The sequence below is a fragment of the Enterobacter asburiae genome (assembly GCF_008080435.1).
Classification (GTDB): Bacteria; Pseudomonadota; Gammaproteobacteria; order Enterobacterales; family Enterobacteriaceae; genus Enterobacter; species Enterobacter asburiae_C.
This window is the reverse complement of record NZ_VRKN01000006.1, coordinates 26,119-44,921: the sequence shown is the minus strand read 5'-3', so window position 1 is coordinate 44,921 and position 18,803 is coordinate 26,119. Positions and strand designations below refer to the sequence as shown.

Below are 18,803 nucleotides of genomic sequence, written 5' to 3'. Positions count from 1 at the left end.
TTGGGTGAATTTTACCCAATAGCAGTATTCATGGGAGCATAAGATGAGTGATGACGTAGCGTTGCCGCTGGAGTTTACCGAAGCAGCAGCCAACAAAGTGAAAACCCTGATTGCCGACGAAGACAATCCGGATCTGAAACTGCGTGTCTATATTACCGGTGGCGGCTGCAGCGGCTTCCAGTATGGTTTTACCTTTGACGATCAGGTTAACGATGGCGATATGACTATCGAGAAACAGGGCGTCGCGCTGGTGGTTGACCCGATGAGCCTGCAATATCTGGTGGGCGGTTCGGTGGATTACACCGAAGGTCTGGAAGGTTCGCGCTTTGTGGTAACTAACCCGAATGCGACAAGCACCTGCGGGTGTGGTTCTTCGTTCAGTATTTAAGAGGGTGCGGGCTGATGCCCTCACCCCGGCCCTCTCCCACAGGGAGAGGGAGAAAAGACTAAAAACGGTAACCTTGCGGTTACCGTTTTGCGTTTACCTGTCATCCAGCGCAAACGTCGGCAGCTTCAGGTGCCAGCGTATCGCCGCTAAACGTATCACCAGCGTCACGACCATCCCCAGCATCGCGGCATTCTCCAGCGGGAGTGCAAAGGTGTAGTACGCGGTAGCGTGAACAATCCCGCCGACAATGCAGGCCGTCGCGTAAATTTCAGTACGCAGGATCATCGGCACTTCACGCGCCAGAATGTCGCGAATGATCCCACCGCCCACGCCGGTTAATACGCCCATGCAGATTGCCACCATCGGACCGGTACCCGCATTAAACGCCTTATTGACGCCAATACCGACAAACACGGCCAGACCGACGGCATCCAGTACCGGCAATATCCACTTGGGTAATCTGCGGGGCTGGCGAACCAGTACAATGGTTAACAGGCAGGTGACCATCGCGACCACCAGATCGGTAGGATCTTTCACCCAAAACACCGGGCCATTCGCCAGCGCCATATCACGGATAGTCCCGCCGCCGACGGCGGTCACAACGCCCAGCACCAGCACGCCAAACGGATCCATGCGTAGTTTTCCGGCGAGCAGGACGCCGGAGATAGCAAAAACGGCTGTGCCAAGAATATCCAGCCAATAAACGAGCATCGTTAAATCCTCGAAAAGGGTCTTATGTTAGTGACTCTCTGCCAGCGCGGCACAGAGCTGTTTTGCGGCGAGGATAATACGCGGGCTGGCGCGTTCAAACCAGTCGCTGTTGAGTGGGATCACCGGAATTTTTAGCTGCCTTTGCCAGAATTGTTCAATTTTAGGAATTTCGCTCGCATTTCCAACCACGACGATGGCCTGTGGCTGGCGCGCCAGGACCTGTTCACGGCTAACCTGAGGCCATGGCACCCGGCTGGCAGCAAAGATATTTTCACCGCCACAGACTTCCAGCACCTGGTTCTGAATCGACCCTTTTCCGGTGGTGAACAGCGGCTGGCTGCCAAACTGCAGGAAGATGCGCTTTTTAACAGGGGTATCGTATCGGGATTTCAGCGCGGCATAGTCGCTCAGCATCTGTTTCGCTGCCGCCTCGGCTTTTTTGGGGGTAGGGCTATAGGGTGCCAGGGCGCGCAGCGACTGAGCGACCTGCTCAATGCTGACGGCGTCAATCCACATAACCTTTATGCCAAGCGAGGTGAGCTGGTTAACCTGCCGCTCAGCGTTACCGCCACGCCAGGCCAGCACGAGATCCGGTTTAAGCGCCACGATGCGCTCAAGGTTCATCCCTTGCCAGGTTGCCACTTGTTCAATACCTGCGGCTTGCGGTGGGTAATCCGAAAAGCTACTCGCGCCAACGGGCGTGATCCCGGCTGCAAATGCCAGTTCCGTATTCGCGGGAGAGAGCGTAATCACACGCGGTACAGCATAGAGCCACAGCGGTGCGAGAAGAAGCAGGGCGGCCAGCGCCCTGACGGTATGTTTAGCCACGTGCCAGATTCTGCACCAGGCGTTCCACCATCACGGTGGACTGTTTTGCCGCAACGGTCAGGAACTCGTCGAAGCTGATGTGGGACTGCTGGTCTGCCACGTCAGAGATGGCGCGAACCACCACAAACGGTACGCTGAAGTTATGGCAAACATGAGCGATCGCGGTCGCTTCCATCTCAACGGCAACCGCCTGAGGGAAGTTATGACGGATTTTCGCCAGCCCAACGGAGCCGTTGATGAAGGCATCACCGCTGACAATCAGACCGCGTACCGCGTTGAGGTTGAGTTCAGCAATGCAGGTCTCTGCCGCCGCAATCAGTTTGTCGTTAGCTTTAAAACCAGCAGGGCAGCCCGGGAGCTGACCGTACTCGTAACCGAAAGCGGTGACGTCGGCATCGTGGTAACGCGCTTCGTCGGAGACAACGATATCCCCCACTTTCAGCGTCGGCGCCAGGCCGCCCGCAGAGCCGGTATTCACGATCACGTCCGGCTTGCAGCGCTCAAGCAGCAGGGTTGCACCCAGCGCAGCAGCCACTTTACCGATGCCTGATTTCAGCAGAGCCACGTCAACGCCGTTCAGCTGGCCGGTGTAGATCTCACAACCACCCAGAGAGAGCGTCTGACGGTTCTCAATTTTGTCACGCAGCAGCGTAACTTCTTCTTCCATTGCACCAATAATGCCGATTTTCATAGATTTACTCGCGATGTGCCTTGTTAAGATGCATAGTCTATCATGCGGTTAAGGGGAAACGCATTCTCACGCGGGGGAGCACATGTCACCAATCGATTTTCGCACCAAAATTAACTGGCACCGACGCTTCCGTTCGCCGCAGGGCGACAAGAGCGAGCATGAGATCCTGCGTATCTTCGAAAGCGATCGCGGGAGGATCATTAACTCGCCCGCCATTCGCCGTCTGCAGCAAAAGACCCAGGTATTCCCGCTGGAGCGTAACGCCGCGGTGCGCACCCGCTTAACCCACTCCATGGAAGTGCAGCAGGTCGGGCGCTACATTGCCAAAGAGATTTTGAGCCGACTCAAAGAGCAGCGTTTGCTGGAAACCTATGGTCTGGACGAACTGACGGGTCCCTTCGAGAGCATCGTTGAGATGGCCTGCCTGATGCATGACATCGGCAACCCGCCTTTCGGCCACTTTGGTGAGGCGGCTATCAATGACTGGTTTAAACAACGGCTTTATCCTTCGGATGCGGTAAGCCAGCCCCTCAGCGATGACCGCTGCATCGTACGCAATTTACGCCTGCGTGAAGGTGAAGAGGGGCTGAACGATCTGCGTCGCAAAGTGCGCCAGGATTTGTGTCATTTCGAGGGCAACGCGCAGGGGATCCGGCTGGTCCATTCCCTGATGCGCATGAACCTGACCTGGGCACAGGTCGGCTGCATTCTGAAATATACCCGCCCCGCGTGGTGGATGGGGGATACGCCCGCATCCCACAGTTATTTAATGAAAAAACCGGGCTATTACCTTTCCGAAGAGGCCTATATTGAACGGTTACGTAAAGAACTTTCATTGACGCCAAACGGCCGCTTTCCATTGACCTGGATTATGGAAGCCGCGGATGATATTTCCTATTGCGTGGCCGATCTGGAAGATGCCGTTGAGAAAAGAATTTTCAGCGTCGAGGAGCTTTATCAGCATCTTTATGCGGCCTGGGGTACCCATGAAAAAGGCTCGCTGTTTGCGCAGGTAGTCGAAAATGCCTGGGAAAAATCACGCTCAAATACATTAAGCCGCAGTACGGAAGACCAGTTCTTTATGTATTTGCGGGTCAATACATTAAATAAACTGGTGCCGTATGCGGCGTCGCGCTTTATTGATAATTTACCGCTCATTTTCAGCGGGGAATTCAACCACGCGCTGCTGGAAGATGACAGCAGTTTCAGTCAACTCCTTGAGCTTTATAAACAGGTGGCGATGCGGCATGTATTTAGCCATCCGGATGTCGAGCAGTTAGAACTGCAGGGTTATCGGGTAATCAGTGGGTTACTGGAAATTTATTCCCCGTTGCTCCAGCTTTCTGTCGACGAGTTCAGCGAACTGGTGGAACACGAGCGCGTGCGCAGAATACCCATCGAATCGCGGCTTTATCAGAAACTCTCTACCCGGCATCGTCTGGCGTATGTCGAAGCGATTGGCAAACTGGATCGCCATTCTTCCCAATGGCCGGTGATGGAATATTATTATCGCTGCCGTCTTATCCAGGACTATATCAGCGGCATGACGGATTTGTATGCCTGGGATGAATACCGCAAGCTGATGGCGGTGGAATAACCCCGGAGTTTTGTAAAGACGGCCAATAAATTTTTACCTTTTCCATAAACTTATCGCCGGAACTAAGCGGTATAAAACGAATCTGAGTTACACAGCAATTTTGCGTTACCTGTAAATCGAGATTGAGAAACATGAAAAAAACCACATTAGCAATGAGTGCACTGGCTCTGAGTTTAGGTTTAGCGCTGTCTCCTCTGACTGCTACTGCAGCCGAGACCGCATCGTCGGCAGCAACCGCGCAGCAGATGCCAAGCCTGGCACCGATGCTCGAAAAAGTGATGCCATCGGTGGTGAGTATTAACGTTGAGGGTAGCACGACCGTCAATACGCCGCGTATGCCGCGTAACTTCCAGCAGTTCTTCGGTGATAACTCGCCGTTCTGCCAGGACGGTTCGCCATTCCAGAGTTCACCGTTCTGTCAGGGCGGTGGTGCCGGGGATGACAGCCAGGGCGGCGGCCAGCAGCAGAAATTCATGGCGCTTGGCTCGGGGGTCATTATTGATGCAGCGAAAGGCTACGTCGTGACCAACAACCACGTTGTTGATAACGCTAACAGCATTAAGGTTCAGCTGAGCGATGGCCGTAAGTTCGACGCCAAAGTGGTGGGTAAAGACCCGCGCTCCGACATCGCGCTGATCCAGATCCAGGATCCGAAAAACCTGACGGCGATTAAAATTGCCGATTCCGACGCGCTGCGCGTGGGCGACTATACCGTGGCGATCGGTAACCCGTTCGGTCTGGGTGAAACCGTGACCTCGGGTATCGTCTCAGCGCTGGGCCGTAGCGGCCTCAATGCCGAGAACTATGAAAACTTCATCCAGACGGATGCGGCGATCAACCGCGGCAACTCCGGCGGTGCGCTGGTTAACCTGAACGGTGAGCTGATCGGTATTAACACTGCGATCCTGGCACCGGACGGCGGCAACATCGGGATCGGCTTTGCTATCCCAAGTAATATGGTGAAAAACCTGACCGCACAGATGGTGCAGTATGGCCAGGTGAAACGCGGTGAGCTGGGTATCCTCGGTACGGAGCTGAACTCCGAACTGGCTAAGGCGATGAAAGTTGACGCTCAGCGCGGGGCATTTGTCAGCCAGGTGATGCCGAATTCCTCTGCGGCGAAAGCGGGCATTAAAGCGGGGGATGTGATCACCTCCCTGAACGGTAAACCGATCAGCAGCTTTGCTGCCCTGCGTGCGGAAGTGGGCTCAATGCCAATTGGCAGTAAAGTGACCCTCGGCCTGCTGCGCGACGGTAAGCCGGTTAACGTGAGCCTGGAGCTGCAGCAGAGCAGCCAGAATCAGGTGGATTCCAGCACCATCTTCAGCGGTATTGAAGGTGCCGAGATGAGCAACAAAGGCGCAGACAAAGGCGTGGTGGTGAACAACGTGAAAGCGAATTCACCGGCAGCCCGTATTGGCCTGAAAAAAGGCGATGTGATCATGGGCGCTAACCAGCAGCCGGTGAAAAACATCGCTGAACTGCGCAAAATTCTCGACAGCAAGCCTTCCGTGCTGGCGCTGAATATCCAGCGCGGTGATACCTCTCTTTATCTGCTGATGCAGTAATCCTCTTAAGCCCCTGTTCGCAGGGGCTTTCCCGTTTCTGTGATTCTTGCCACAACTCCATACTTCTCCTTCTCTCTTTGTGCATTCGCACAATGCAGTCGTCGCTGAACTTCCCTATGCTTGAGCTCTGCTCACAGGAGGGTTCCATGGCTGGCTGGCATCTTGATACCAAAATGGCGCAGGATATCGTGGCGCGCACCATGCGCATCATTGATACCAATATCAACGTAATGGATGCCCGCGGGCGCATTATTGGCAGCGGTGATCGCGAGCGTATTGGGGAATTGCACGAAGGTGCGCTGCTGGTGCTTTCCCAGGGGCGGGTCGTGGATATCGACGATGCGGTAGCGAAACACCTGCACGGCGTACGTCAGGGCATCAATTTACCGCTGCGCCTTGAAGGCGAGATTGTGGGGGTAATCGGCCTGACCGGCGAGCCCGAGTCACTGCGAAAATACGGTGAGCTGGTCTGTATGACGGCAGAAATGATGCTGGAACAGTCACGCCTGATGCACCTGCTCGCTCAGGACAGCCGCCTGCGTGAAGAGCTGGTGATGAACCTTATTCAGGCGGAAGAGCATACGCCTGCGCTCAGCGAATGGGCGCAGCGTCTGGGGATCGATCTGAACCAGCCGCGCGTGGTGGCTGTGATTGAGGTCGATAGCGGCCAGCTTGGCGTGGACAGCGCGATGGCCGAACTGCAGCAGCTGCAAAATGCGCTGGCGACGCCGGAGCGCGATAACCTGGTGGCGATCGTTTCTCTGACGGAAATGGTGGTGCTTAAACCGGCACTTAATGCGTTCGGCCGCTGGGATGCGGAAGATCATCGTCGTCGCGTGGAGCTGCTGATCTCCCGGATGAAGGAGAATGGTCAGCTGCGTTTTCGCGTTGCGCTCGGCAACTACTTTACCGGGCCGGGCAGTATCGCCCGCTCCTGGCGTACCGCGCGCACCACTATGATGGTGGGCAAGCAGCGGATGCCGGAGAGCCGCAGTTATTTCTATCAGGATCTGATGCTGCCGGTGCTGCTCGACAGCCTGCGCGGGGGCTGGCAGGCCAATGAGCTGGCGCGGCCGTTAGCGCGTCTGAAAGCCATGGACAACAACGGCTTGCTGCGCCGTACGCTGCAGGCGTGGTTCCGGCATAATGTGCAGCCGCTGGCGACCTCGAAGGCGCTGTTTATTCACCGCAATACCCTGGAGTATCGGTTAAACCGGATTTCGGAACTGACGGGGCTGGATCTGGGGAATTTTGACGACAGGCTGCTGCTGTATGTGGCGCTGCAGCTGGATGAACAGAGATGACTGAGTGCGGTCTGGTGCCCTCACCCCATCCCTCTCCCACGGGGAGAGGGCGCAAACATTAAAAACGGCAATCAAGGATTGCCGTTTTGCTTTTATTTCCGCGTTAATTTCTCAAGATCCGCTTCAATCTCGCTGATCTTATTAGTCACAACGCTTTCAAGGTGACGCAGATCGTCAAGGATCTTACGCTTGAGATCGACTTCGGTGCGGTCGCGCTGGCAGATCTGATCGAGTTCATCGATCACATAGCGCAGGTTAGGGCTGATTTCCTGTACTTCTTTGTATCCCTGTCCTACACCGTCAGCAACAACGGTCTTACGCTGGCGTGGATATTTAAACTTCACGCTTTTGGCGAAAAACTCTCCTTTGTCCTTGTGAAAATAGATTTTCAGAATATCGTTATTGGCTTCCTGACGGAGGCTGTAACGATCAATTTCATCAGGATTGGTAATGCCCAGACTTTTCAGATTATCGTACATAGCGGTACCCTTGAGCTCAACATAACCTTTGAATAATTAACGAAAAAATCTATTTTCGCCACCCTCAGATATAAAAAAAGCGGGGTTGCCCCCGCTTTTTGTTATACCCGATTAATCGATGGTGCGCAGCAATTCGTTGATGCCCACTTTACCGCGCGTTTTCGCATCCACTTTCTTCACGATAACCGCACAGTACAGGCTGTATTTGCCATCTTTTGACGGCAGGTTGCCGGAAACCACCACGGAACCCGCCGGAACGCGGCCGTAGTGAACTTCTCCGGTTTCACGGTCGTAAATACGGGTGCTCTGACCGATGTAAACGCCCATGGAGATCACGGAGCCTTCTTCAACGATCACGCCTTCAACCACTTCGGAGCGCGCGCCGATGAAGCAGTTATCTTCGATGATGGTCGGGTTAGCCTGCAGTGGCTCCAGAACACCACCGATGCCCACGCCGCCGGACAGGTGAACATTTTTACCGATCTGCGCGCATGAACCGACGGTCGCCCAGGTGTCGACCATGGTGCCTTCGTCAACGTAGGCGCCGATGTTCACGTAGGATGGCATCAGCACGGTGTTGCGTGCGATGAATGCGCCCTGACGCACTGCCGCAGGCGGTACCACGCGGAAGCCTTCTTTCTGGAAACGCGCTTCGTCGTAGTCGGCGAATTTCATCGGTACTTTATCGAAGTAGCGGCTTTCTGCGCCGTCGATAACCTGGTTATCGTTGATACGGAAAGAGAGCAGCACGGCTTTCTTCAGCCATTGATGAGTGACCCACTGACCGTCGATTTTTTCTGCCACGCGCAACGCGCCGGAATCCAGAAGGGAAATCACCTGGTTTACCGCCTCACGGGTCACGGTATCCACATTTGCCGGGGTAATCTCGGCGCGACGCTCAAAAGCGGACTCAATAACGTTCTGTAACTGCTGCATTGTTTACTCTTTCCATTTCACTAAAAAACATATCACCCTTTATCGTTTGGATTGAGGGCTGCTGTCAACCGTTGTTGCACTTCAAGTTGCAGGTCATTATTAAGGGCACGCCGGTCCGCTGTCGCGATTATAAATAAATCTTCTACTCGCTCGCCAATGGTTGTAATTCGGGCCCCATGAAGCGAAATTCCCAGATCGGCAAAAACCTGGCCGACGCGGGCGAGCAGCCCTGGCTGGTCGAGCGCGATCAGCTCCAGGAACGATTTACGGTCGGTGTGGGTCGGCAGGAAATTGACCTCGGTATCGACGGTAAAGTGGCGCAATTTCGCCGGCTGGCGACGCGGCTGCGGGGGCTGCCAGCTGCGCTGGGTAATCGCCTGTTCCAGACCAAAACGTATTCCTTCATGCCTGTCCGACGAGAGCGGACTGCCGTCCGGCTCAAGCACGATAAAGGTATCCATCGCCATGCCGTCGCGGGTGGTGAAAATCTGCGCGTCGTGAACGCTCAGATTACGCCTGTCCAGCTCGGCGCAGACCGCAGCAAACAGATAAGGTCGGTCCGGGCTCCAGATGAAAATCTCCGTCCCGCCGCGGGTGGCCTGCGGGCTCAGCAGGATCATCGGCTGGGACAGATCGTGCTTCAGCAGGTGCCGCGCGTGCCACGCAAGCTGGTTTGGGCTGTGGCGGACAAAGTAGTTGGCACGGCAGCGGGCCCAAATCTGATGCAGTGCCTCTTCATCAATGTTATCCATCCGCAGCAGTGCCAGTGCCTGGAGCTGATGATGACGCACGCGCTCGCGCATGTCCGGGGTGTTTTGCATCCCGCGACGCAGCTGTTTTTCGGTAGCGAAGTACAGCTCGCGCAGCAGGCTCTGCTTCCAGCTGTTCCACAGCGTTTCGTTGGTGGCGCAGATATCGGCCACCGTCAGGCAGACCAGATAGCGCAGACGGTTTTCCGTCTGAACCGCTTCCGCGAACTGCTTGATCACCTCAGGATCCTGAATGTCACGACGTTGAGCGGTGACCGACATCAGCAGATGGTGGCGCACCAGCCAGGCCACCAGCTGCGTTTCACGTGAGTTCAGACCGTGCAGTTCGGCAAATTTCAGTACGTCCTGTGCGCCCAGCACCGAATGGTCACCGCCGCGACCTTTGGCGATATCGTGGAACAGGGCAGCAATCAGGATCAGTTCCGGATGGGTCAGCCGCGGCCACAGTTCCACGCACAGCGGGTGGCGGGAGCGCGTCTCTTCTTTCGCAAAGCTTTCCAGCTTGAGCATCACGCGGATCGTATGTTCATCCACCGTGTAGGCGTGGAACAGATCAAACTGCATTTGCCCGACAATGTGCGACCACTGCGGCATGTAGGCCCACAGCACGCTGTGGCGGTGCATCGGCAGCAGCCCACGGCTGACGGCGCCCGGGTGGCGGAGCATGCTCAGGAACAGCGAGCGCGCTTCCGGGATATAGCACAGCGGCTGCGTCAGATGACGGCGCGCATGGCGCAGATGACGCAGGGTGGTGGAGTAGATCCCGGTGATGGAGCTGTTGCGCACCATGGTATAGAACATCCGCAGAATCGCTTCCGGCTCGCGGATGAACAGCGTTTCGTCGCGCAGATCGATAAGCGTGCCGCGCAGCTGGAATTCGTCATCAATCGGGCGCGGTTTCTCGTCCGCCGTCAGGGCCAGAATGGCCTCGTCGAACAGCTGCAACAGCATCTGGTTCAGCTCGGTCACCCGGCGGGTGACGCGGAAGAAATCCTTCATCATGTGCTCAACCGGCTCGTTGCCCTCGCCCTGATAATTCAGGCGCTGAGCCACGCTGAGTTGGCGGTCAAACAGCAGGCGGTTATCGTAGCGGGTGACTTCCAGATGCAGGGCAAATCGGATGCGCCACAGCAGGTGCAGGCATTCGTTCAGCTCGTTACGCTCGGCCTCGGTTAAGAAGCCGAAGCCGACCATCTCGTCCATCGAGGTGGCGCCAAAGTGGCGGCGGGCGACCCACTGCAGGGTGTGGATGTCGCGCAGGCCGCCGGGGCTGCTTTTAATATCGGGTTCAAGATTATAGCTGGTGCCGTGGTAGCGCTGGTGGCGCTGATTTTGCTCCTCAACCTTCGCAGCGAAGAACTTTTCTGACGGCCAGAAGCCGTCGCTGAAGATGTGTTTTTGCAACTCCAGGAACAGGGCGACGTCACCGATCAGCAGGCGGGTTTCAATCAGGTTGGTGGCGACGGTCAGGTCCGATAACCCTTCCAGCAGACACTCTTCCAGGGTGCGCACGCTGTGGCCGACTTCCAGCTTCACGTCCCAGAGCAGCGTCAGCAGTTCACCAATTTTTTGCGCCTGTTCATCCGGGAGCTTTTTGCGGCTTAAGATCAGAAGATCGATATCGGAAAGCGGATGCAGCTCACCGCGGCCATAGCCCCCGACGGCAACCAGCGCAACATCACTGATTTGCCCAAACCCGTAATCGATCCACAGGCGCTGCAGCAGCTGGTCGATAAATTCGGTGCGCGCTTCAATGAGCTGCTCGGCCGACACGCCTGCGTCGAACGCGCTACCCAGCCAGCGATGGAAAACATCCATATGGGCTTTAATATGCGCGCAGCTCAGCTCGTGCGACGGCCAGACGCCCGGGTTATCGGGCTGGTCGGGAAGGGTGGGAAGTGCTGTGTTAGCATACTGTTCGGGTAAAAGATTACTCATCGTGCGCCACCCATAAGAAAAAACTATAGCCATTAAAAAAGCCGGCATTTGCCGGCTTTTTTATCATTCATCGTGCGTCAGTATCGCCGGGATGGTGTCATCCTTGCGCAACGTCATAATTTCGCAGCCGTTGTCTGTTACCACAATAGTATGCTCGTACTGCGCAGACAAGCTTCTGTCTTTGGTTTTCACCGTCCAGCCGTCTTTCATGGTTCGGATGCGGTAATCACCCGCGTTGACCATCGGCTCGATAGTAAAGGTCATACCTTTTTGCAGCACCACGCCGCCGTCATCGGCATCATAATGCAGGACCTGCGGTTCTTCATGGAAGACGCGACCAATGCCGTGACCGCAATACTCGCGTACCACGGAGAAACCTTCCGCTTCCACAAACTTCTGGATTGCCGCACCGATGGTACGCAGGCGAATACCCGGTTTAACCATTTTCAGCGCCAGGTAGAGGCTCTCTTGCGTCACTTTGCACAGACGCTCGCCAAGAATAGTCGGCTTGCCAACGATGAACATTTTTGAGGTGTCACCGTGGTACTCGTCTTTAATGACGGTCACGTCGATATTGACGATGTCGCCATCTTTCAGCAGTTTTTCATCGTCAGGAATGCCGTGACACACCACTTCATTAATAGAGATGCAGACGGATTTCGGGAAACCGTGGTAGCCGAGGCAGGCGGAGACCGCGTGCTGCTCGTTCACGATATAGTCGTTACAGATACGGTCCAGTTCACCGGTGCTGACGCCCGGCTTCACGAACGGTTCGATCATTTCCAGCACTTCCGCGGCCAGACGACCGGCGACGCGCATCTTTTCAATTTCTTCAGGTGTCTTAATAGAGATAGCCATGTAATCTGTCCATCGGTGTCGATTTTTTCGACAATACTAGTCTAAGTGTCGTCAATGGTATCAGTCAGGCACACCCCGTGCCAAATTGAGAATCATTAACAGCACACTCCGCCAACAACTGTTGGTTTCTGGTCGTGTTTTGTGGTATAAAGCGCGCCGGACTTCCGATCCATCTCAGATACACAGGCTGGACGGAAGCGACAAATCTCACTTTGTGTAACAACACACACGTATCGGCACATATTCCGGGGTGCCCTTCGGGGTCGGTAATATGGGATACGTGGAGGCATAACCCCAACTTTCAATATAGAGGTTTTAAACATGGCAACTGTTTCCATGCGCGACATGCTCAAGGCTGGTGTTCACTTTGGTCACCAGACCCGTTACTGGAACCCGAAAATGAAGCCTTTCATCTTCGGCGCGCGTAACAAAGTTCACATCATCAACCTTGAGAAAACTGTACCAATGTTCAACGAAGCCCTGGCTGAGCTGAACAAGATCTCTTCCCGTAAAGGTAAGATTCTGTTCGTTGGTACTAAGCGCGCTGCAAGCGAAGCTGTGAAAGATGCTGCTAACAGCTGCGACCAGTTCTTCGTGAACCATCGCTGGTTGGGCGGCATGCTGACCAACTGGAAAACTGTTCGTCAGTCCATCAAACGCCTGAAAGATCTGGAAACCCAGTCTCAGGACGGTACTTTCGACAAGCTGACTAAGAAAGAAGCGCTGATGCGCACTCGTGAACTGGACAAGCTGGAAAACAGCCTGGGCGGTATCAAAGATATGGGCGGCCTGCCAGACGCGCTGTTCGTAATCGATGCAGACCACGAGCACATCGCAATCAAAGAAGCTAACAACCTGGGTATCCCGGTATTCGCTATCGTTGATACCAACTCCGATCCGGACGGTGTTGACTTCGTTATCCCGGGTAACGACGACGCAATCCGTGCTGTTAGCCTGTACCTGAGTGCTGTAGCTGCTACCGTTCGTGAAGGCCGTTCCCAGGATCTGGCTTCTCAGGCGGAAGAAAGCTTCGTAGAAGCTGAATAATAAGGTTTTACCCCTTATTAGTACCGTGTATGAATAGGGGCCCATTACCGGCCCCTTTTTTCAATTTACACTGTTTGGCCCCCGGCCGGGCAGTTCACATCTCCCGAGGATTTAAGAATGGCTGAAATTACCGCATCCCTGGTAAAAGAGCTGCGCGAGCGTACTGGCGCAGGCATGATGGATTGCAAAAAAGCGCTGACTGAAGCGAACGGCGACATCGAGCTGGCAATCGAAAACATGCGTAAATCCGGTGCGATCAAAGCAGCTAAAAAAGCAGGCAACGTTGCTGCTGACGGCGTGATCATCACTAAGATCGACGGCAACTACGGCATCATTCTGGAAGTTAACTGCCAGACTGACTTCGTTGCTAAAGATGGTGGTTTCCAGGCATTTGCTAACAAAGTTCTGGACGCAGCTGTTGCTGGTAAAATCACTGACGTTGAAGTTCTGAAAGCACAGTTCGAAGAAGAACGTGTTGCGCTGGTTGCTAAAATCGGTGAGAACATCAACATCCGTCGCGTATCTTCTCTGGAAGGCGACGTTCTGGGCTCTTACCAGCACGGTGCACGTATCGGTGTTCTGGTTGCGGCTAAAGGCGCTGACGAAGAGCTGGTAAAACAGCTGGCTATGCACATCGCTGCAAGCAAACCAGAATTCGTTAAGCCAGAAGACGTGTCTGCTGAAGTGGTAGAGAAAGAGTACCAGGTTCAGCTGGACATCGCGATGCAGTCTGGTAAGCCAAAAGAAATCGCAGAGAAAATGGTTGAAGGCCGCATGAAGAAATTCACCGGCGAAGTTTCTCTGACTGGCCAGCCATTCGTAATGGACCCAAGCAAGTCTGTTGCTCAGCTGCTGAAAGAGCACAACGCTGACGTAACTGGCTTCATCCGCTTCGAAGTGGGCGAAGGCATCGAGAAAGTTGAGACTGACTTCGCAGCAGAAGTTGCTGCAATGTCCAAGCAGTCTTAATGATTGAAAAGGAGCCGCCTGAGGGCGGCTTCTTTTTGTCACCCGTCACAGGAAATCAGACAGGCTCCAGTATCGCTGTGCTGATTTGCGGCATATCATGTCGCCAGAATTAACCCCCATCTTAATCGTTGACAGTCTCAGGAAAGAAACATGGCTACCAATGCAAAACCCGTGTACAAACGCATTCTGCTTAAGCTGAGTGGCGAAGCACTGCAGGGAACGGAAGGCTTCGGTATTGACGCAAGCATCCTTGATCGCATGGCACAGGAAATCAAAGAACTGGTCGAACTGGGTATCCAGGTTGGCGTGGTCATTGGCGGTGGCAACCTTTTCCGTGGTGCTGGTCTGGCGAAAGCGGGGATGAACCGCGTTGTGGGCGACCACATGGGTATGCTGGCAACCGTGATGAATGGCCTGGCAATGCGTGATGCACTGCATCGCGCCTATGTGAATGCCCGCCTGATGTCCGCGATTCCACTGAATGGCGTATGCGATAATTACAGCTGGGCAGAAGCCATCAGCCTGCTGCGCAATAACCGCGTGGTGATCCTCTCCGCCGGTACGGGTAACCCGTTCTTTACAACCGATTCCGCTGCCTGCCTGCGCGGTATCGAGATCGAAGCCGATGTGGTACTGAAAGCGACCAAAGTCGATGGCGTGTTTACTGCCGACCCGGCAAAAGATCCTTCTGCCACCATGTACGATCAGCTGAGCTACAGCGAAGTGCTGGATAAAGAGCTGAAAGTGATGGATCTTGCCGCCTTCACGCTGGCTCGCGACCACAAACTGCCGATCCGTGTCTTCAACATGAACAAGCCTGGCGCACTGCGTCGCGTGGTCATGGGCGAAAAAGAAGGCACTTTGATCACGGAATAATTTCCGTTGACGATAAATACAGGTAAGATTCCGCTTTATTTTGTAGTGGTATCTTACCCGGGCGCGCCTTTGGCGTTGTCATGAATTAAACGCGACTATACTTAGCACACCTGTAGCGCTGTGCTGGCGGATAGTCTGCCTGAGACAAGTTTTCAAGGATTCGTAACGTGATTAACGACATCAGAAAAGATGCTGAAGTACGCATGGAAAAATGCGTAGAAGCGTTCAAAACCCAAATCAGCAAAATCCGTACTGGCCGTGCTTCCCCAAGCCTGCTGGATGGCATCATCGTAGAATACTACGGTACGCCAACCCCTCTGCGTCAGCTGGCGAGCGTAACGGTAGAAGATACCCGTACGCTGAAAATCAACGTGTTCGATCGTTCTATGAGCCCGGCCGTTGAGAAAGCGATCATGGCCTCTGACCTCGGTCTGAACCCAAGCTCTGCGGGTGCTGACATCCGCGTTCCACTGCCTCCACTGACGGAAGAGCGTCGTAAAGATCTGATCAAAGTGGTTCGTGGCGAAGCTGAGCAGGGTCGTGTATCCGTGCGTAACGTCCGTCGCGACGCGAACGATAAAGTAAAAGCGCTGCTGAAAGAAAAAGAGATCAGTGAAGATGACGATCGTCGTTCTCAGGACGACATTCAGAAAATGACCGACGCTGCCATCAAGAAAATTGATGCGGCGCTGGCAGATAAAGAAGCGGAACTGATGCAGTTCTGATTTCTGTCTTACACTGATAAACGCCGTTCAGAGGGACTTCGGGTCTTGCTGGCGGCGTTTTGCTTTTATCTGGTCTAACTTTTTTCGGGCATCTCATGAAGCATTTAATACTCCTCGGCTCAACCGGCTCTATCGGTTGCAGCACTCTCGACGTTGTTCGCCATAATCCTGAACTTTACACCGTGACAGCGCTGGTGGCCGGTAAGAATGTGCAGCGAATGGTCGAGCAGTGCCTGGAGTTTGCGCCCCGCTATGCGGTGATGGATGACGAAGAGAGCGCGCGTCTGCTGAAAGCACAGCTACTTGAACAGGGCAGCCGAACCCAGGTGCTGAGTGGCCAACAGGCGGCCTGTGAGATGGCGGCGCTGGATGAGGTGGATCAGGTGATGGCGGCTATCGTCGGGGCGGCAGGATTATTGCCCACGCTTGCCGCGATTGATGCCGGTAAGGATGTTCTGCTGGCCAATAAAGAGTCGCTGGTCACCTGTGGACGCCTGTTTATGGATGCGGTGAAGCAGCGCGGCGCGCGTCTTTTGCCGGTCGACAGCGAACACAACGCGATTTTTCAGAGTTTACCGCAACCTTTTCAACAGAACCTGGGGTACGCTGACCTGGAGCAGAATGGCGTAGTGTCTATTCTGCTTACCGGGTCTGGTGGCCCGTTCCGTGAAACGCCACTGTCTGAACTGCGCGCCATGACGCCGGATCAGGCGTGCCGTCATCCGAACTGGTCGATGGGGCGTAAAATCTCCGTTGACTCTGCCACCATGATGAACAAAGGTCTGGAATACATTGAAGCGCGCTGGCTGTTTAATGCGTCAGCGAAACAGATGGAAGTACTGATTCACCCGCAATCGGTGATTCACTCGATGGTGCGTTATCAGGATGGCAGCGTGCTGGCACAGTTGGGCGAGCCGGACATGCGTACGCCCATTGCCCATTCAATGGCGTGGCCAAATCGAGTGAAATCCGGCGTAAAGCCGCTTGATTTCTGCAAGCTAAGTTCCCTGACGTTCAGTGAACCAGACTACGACCGCTATCCTTGTCTGAAGCTTGCGATGAATGCCTTTGACCAGGGGCAGGCGGCGACGACGGCACTTAATGCAGCCAATGAAATTACCGTTGAGGCATTTCTGAATCAGCAAATTCGTTTTACCGATATCGCGTCGTTAAATTTATCGGTACTGGACATGATGGATTTGCGCGAACCACAAAGCGTGGAAGAGGTGCTGGCGGTGGATGCAGCTGCGCGTAATATTGCGCGCCAACAGGTGACACGTCTCGCAAGCTGGTGATAAAGCAAGCACTAGTCGTCGTGCTATTTGTTAGCGTTGGGCTTCAGTGATATAGTCTGCGCCACCTGATCGCAGGTATTTGACTTTATGTGGTCAGGTGAGCCGTGGTTTGACACGGCTTTTTTATGTATAGGCTTCAGTATTCCTGAGTACCGTTAAATCCTTTTCAGGGACAAAAAACGCGTTATGTTGTCTGCGAATCAACCAATAAGCGAAAATTTGCCAGCTCATGGCTGCCGTCATGTAGCAATCATTATGGATGGCAATGGCCGCTGGGCGAAAAGACAAGGGAAGATACGAGCCTTTGGGCATAAAGCGGGGGCGAAATCCGTTCGCCGCGCCGTTTCTTTTGCCGCCAACAACGGCATTGATGCGTTAACGCTCTATGCTTTTAGCAGTGAAAACTGGAATCGACCTCTGCAGGAAGTGACTGCGTTGATGGAATTGTTTGTGTGGGCGCTAGACAGCGAAGTAAAAAGCCTGCACCGCCACAACGTCCGCCTGCGTATCATTGGTGATACCAGTCGTTTTAACTCACGTTTGCAGGAACGGATTCGCAAAGCAGAAGCGCTGACGGAAAATAATACCGGTCTGACGCTGAATATTGCGGCGAATTACGGCGGACGCTGGGATATTATCCAGGGCGTTCGGCATCTGGCCGAACAGGTTCAGGAAGGGCTGTTGAGACCCGACCAAATTGATGAAGAGGCGCTGAGCAAGCAAATCTGCATGAATGAACAGGCACCTGTGGATTTGGTAATTAGGACAGGGGGGGAACATCGCATAAGTAACTTTTTGATATGGCAAATTGCCTATGCCGAACTTTACTTTACGGATGTTCTTTGGCCCGATTTTGATGAACAAGACTTTGAAGGTGCGCTGCATGCCTTTGCCAATCGAGAGCGTCGTTTCGGCGGCACCGAGCCTGGTGGCGACAAAGCCTGATGGGGGTAGCTTTTGCTGAAGTATCGCCTGATTTCCGCTTTTGTATTAATACCCATTGTCATTGCGGCGCTGTTTTTACTGCCCCCGGTGGGATTCGCTATTGTCACGCTGGTGGTGTGCATGCTCGCCGCGTGGGAATGGGGACAGTTTAGCGGCTTTACCTCGCGCACTCAGCGAGTATGGCTTGCGGTACTTTGTGGCTTTATCCTGGCCATAATGCTGTTTACGTTGCCTGAATATCATCATGATATTCATCAACCCCTGGTTGCCGGTTCCTTGTGGATATCGTTGGCCTGGTGGGTTGCCGCGCTGTTGCTGGTTCTTTTTTATCCAGGTTCCGCGGCATTATGGCGTAATTCAAAAGTGCTGCGACTGATTTTTGGTTTGCTCACAATTATTCCTTTTTTCTGGGGTATGGTTGCGCTGCGAGCCTGGCACTACGACGAAAACCACTACAGCGGTGCGATCTGGCTGCTTTATGTGATGATTCTGGTCTGGGGGGCTGACTCCGGGGCCTATATGTTTGGTAAACTGTTTGGCAAGCATAAACTGGCGCCGAAGGTTTCTCCGGGCAAAACTTGGCAAGGATTCATCGGCGGCCTGTTTACGGCAGCGATCATCTCCTGGGGCTACGGCGTCTGGGCGAATCTTGAAGTGGCACCGTCAATACTGCTGGTGTGCTCGATTTTTGCTGCGCTTGCCTCTGTGCTCGGTGATTTAACCGAAAGTATGTTTAAGCGTGAAGCAGGGATTAAGGACAGCGGACATCTGATTCCAGGGCATGGCGGTATACTGGATCGCATTGATAGCCTGACAGCGGCTGTTCCAGTGTTTGCGTGTTTGCTTTTACTGGTATTCGGGACGATTTAACGGAAGGT

The 18,803-nt window shown here is 54.2% G+C and carries 18 protein-coding genes; 11 read left to right on the top strand and 7 right to left on the bottom strand.

Annotation, left to right across the window (positions count from 1 at the left end):
• The first annotated feature begins 43 nt into the window (after positions 1 to 43).
• Entirely contained in the window at positions 44 to 388 is a 345-nt protein-coding gene (gene erpA / locus FU672_RS13300; RefSeq protein ID WP_013095643.1) for an iron-sulfur cluster insertion protein ErpA, read from the top strand.
• Between the two features lie 93 nt (positions 389 to 481).
• Here erpA and FU672_RS13295 read toward each other — a convergent pair whose 3' ends face one another.
• The 3 genes from FU672_RS13295 to mtnN are packed head-to-tail and all read right to left on the bottom strand — an operon-like array spanning position 482 to position 2,618.
• Positions 482 to 1,099: a TRIC cation channel family protein gene (locus FU672_RS13295; protein WP_148243578.1), complete on the bottom strand. Its 618-nt coding sequence runs from the start codon at positions 1,097 to 1,099 to the stop codon at positions 482 to 484.
• Between the two features lie 27 nt (positions 1,100 to 1,126).
• The gene (gene btuF, locus FU672_RS13290; RefSeq protein WP_148243577.1) at positions 1,127 to 1,927 is read right to left on the bottom strand and encodes a vitamin B12 ABC transporter substrate-binding protein BtuF; all 801 of its coding nucleotides are present in this window, start codon (positions 1,925 to 1,927) and stop codon (positions 1,127 to 1,129) included.
• A complete protein-coding gene (mtnN, locus tag FU672_RS13285; protein ID WP_148243576.1) occupies positions 1,920 to 2,618 on the bottom strand; it encodes a 5'-methylthioadenosine/S-adenosylhomocysteine nucleosidase in 699 nt (232 codons plus the stop codon). The genes btuF and mtnN overlap by 8 nt, the downstream gene beginning before the upstream one ends.
• 82 nt (positions 2,619 to 2,700) lie before the next feature.
• On the opposite strand from mtnN, the gene dgt reads away from it, so the two are divergent.
• The 3 genes from dgt (at position 2,701) to cdaR (ending at position 7,087) form a co-directional block, all read left to right on the top strand.
• A complete protein-coding gene (gene dgt / locus FU672_RS13280) occupies positions 2,701 to 4,215 on the top strand; it encodes a dGTPase (protein ID WP_148243575.1) in 1,515 nt (504 codons plus the stop codon).
• 131 nt (positions 4,216 to 4,346) lie between these two features.
• Positions 4,347 to 5,783, top strand: a complete 1,437-nt coding sequence (degP, locus tag FU672_RS13275; protein WP_024907518.1) for a serine endoprotease DegP — start codon at positions 4,347 to 4,349, stop codon at positions 5,781 to 5,783.
• Between the two features lie 146 nt (positions 5,784 to 5,929).
• Positions 5,930 to 7,087 carry a DNA-binding transcriptional regulator CdaR gene (gene cdaR, locus FU672_RS13270; RefSeq protein WP_023334570.1) on the top strand — a complete coding sequence of 386 codons (1,158 nt, stop codon included), beginning with the start codon at positions 5,930 to 5,932 and terminating at the stop codon, positions 7,085 to 7,087.
• A gap of 92 nt (positions 7,088 to 7,179) precedes the next feature.
• Here cdaR and FU672_RS13265 read toward each other — a convergent pair whose 3' ends face one another.
• The 4 genes from FU672_RS13265 to map all read right to left on the bottom strand — a co-directional run bounded on the left by FU672_RS13265 (position 7,180) and on the right by map (position 12,068).
• On the bottom strand, positions 7,180 to 7,566 hold the full coding sequence (locus tag FU672_RS13265; RefSeq protein ID WP_014168696.1) for a DUF3461 family protein: 387 nt from the start codon (positions 7,564 to 7,566) through the stop codon (positions 7,180 to 7,182).
• Positions 7,567 to 7,677: 111 nt separating this feature from the next.
• Positions 7,678 to 8,502, bottom strand: coding sequence for a 2,3,4,5-tetrahydropyridine-2,6-dicarboxylate N-succinyltransferase (gene dapD, locus FU672_RS13260; protein ID WP_008501915.1), 825 nt, complete (start codon positions 8,500 to 8,502; stop codon positions 7,678 to 7,680).
• A gap of 32 nt (positions 8,503 to 8,534) precedes the next feature.
• Positions 8,535 to 11,210: a bifunctional uridylyltransferase/uridylyl-removing protein GlnD gene (glnD, locus tag FU672_RS13255; protein WP_148243574.1), complete on the bottom strand. Its 2,676-nt coding sequence runs from the start codon at positions 11,208 to 11,210 to the stop codon at positions 8,535 to 8,537.
• 63 nt (positions 11,211 to 11,273) lie between these two features.
• On the bottom strand, positions 11,274 to 12,068 hold the full coding sequence (gene map, locus FU672_RS13250) for a type I methionyl aminopeptidase (protein WP_023310454.1): 795 nt from the start codon (positions 12,066 to 12,068) through the stop codon (positions 11,274 to 11,276).
• Between the two features lie 321 nt (positions 12,069 to 12,389).
• Between map and rpsB the strand changes: the two genes are divergently transcribed.
• The 7 genes from rpsB (at position 12,390) to cdsA (ending at position 18,795) form a co-directional block, all read left to right on the top strand.
• Positions 12,390 to 13,115: a 30S ribosomal protein S2 gene (gene rpsB, locus FU672_RS13245; protein WP_003856207.1), complete on the top strand. Its 726-nt coding sequence runs from the start codon at positions 12,390 to 12,392 to the stop codon at positions 13,113 to 13,115.
• Positions 13,116 to 13,232: 117 nt separating this feature from the next.
• Positions 13,233 to 14,084, top strand: a complete 852-nt coding sequence (gene tsf, locus FU672_RS13240; protein ID WP_014882627.1) for a translation elongation factor Ts — start codon at positions 13,233 to 13,235, stop codon at positions 14,082 to 14,084.
• Between the two features lie 150 nt (positions 14,085 to 14,234).
• A complete protein-coding gene (gene pyrH / locus FU672_RS13235; RefSeq protein ID WP_006173609.1) occupies positions 14,235 to 14,960 on the top strand; it encodes a UMP kinase in 726 nt (241 codons plus the stop codon).
• Between the two features lie 167 nt (positions 14,961 to 15,127).
• Positions 15,128 to 15,685, top strand: a complete 558-nt coding sequence (frr, locus tag FU672_RS13230; RefSeq protein WP_023334573.1) for a ribosome recycling factor — start codon at positions 15,128 to 15,130, stop codon at positions 15,683 to 15,685.
• A 95-nt stretch (positions 15,686 to 15,780) separates the two neighbouring features.
• Positions 15,781 to 16,980, top strand: a complete 1,200-nt coding sequence (gene ispC, locus FU672_RS13225; protein WP_148243573.1) for a 1-deoxy-D-xylulose-5-phosphate reductoisomerase — start codon at positions 15,781 to 15,783, stop codon at positions 16,978 to 16,980.
• 186 nt (positions 16,981 to 17,166) lie between these two features.
• Positions 17,167 to 17,925: a (2E,6E)-farnesyl-diphosphate-specific ditrans,polycis-undecaprenyl-diphosphate synthase gene (gene ispU, locus FU672_RS13220; RefSeq protein ID WP_024907522.1), complete on the top strand. Its 759-nt coding sequence runs from the start codon at positions 17,167 to 17,169 to the stop codon at positions 17,923 to 17,925.
• A 12-nt stretch (positions 17,926 to 17,937) separates the two neighbouring features.
• Positions 17,938 to 18,795 (top strand): phosphatidate cytidylyltransferase, encoded by an 858-nt coding sequence (cdsA, locus tag FU672_RS13215; RefSeq protein ID WP_023310457.1) that lies wholly within the window; start codon positions 17,938 to 17,940, stop codon positions 18,793 to 18,795.
• Positions 18,796 to 18,803 lie beyond the last annotated feature (8 nt).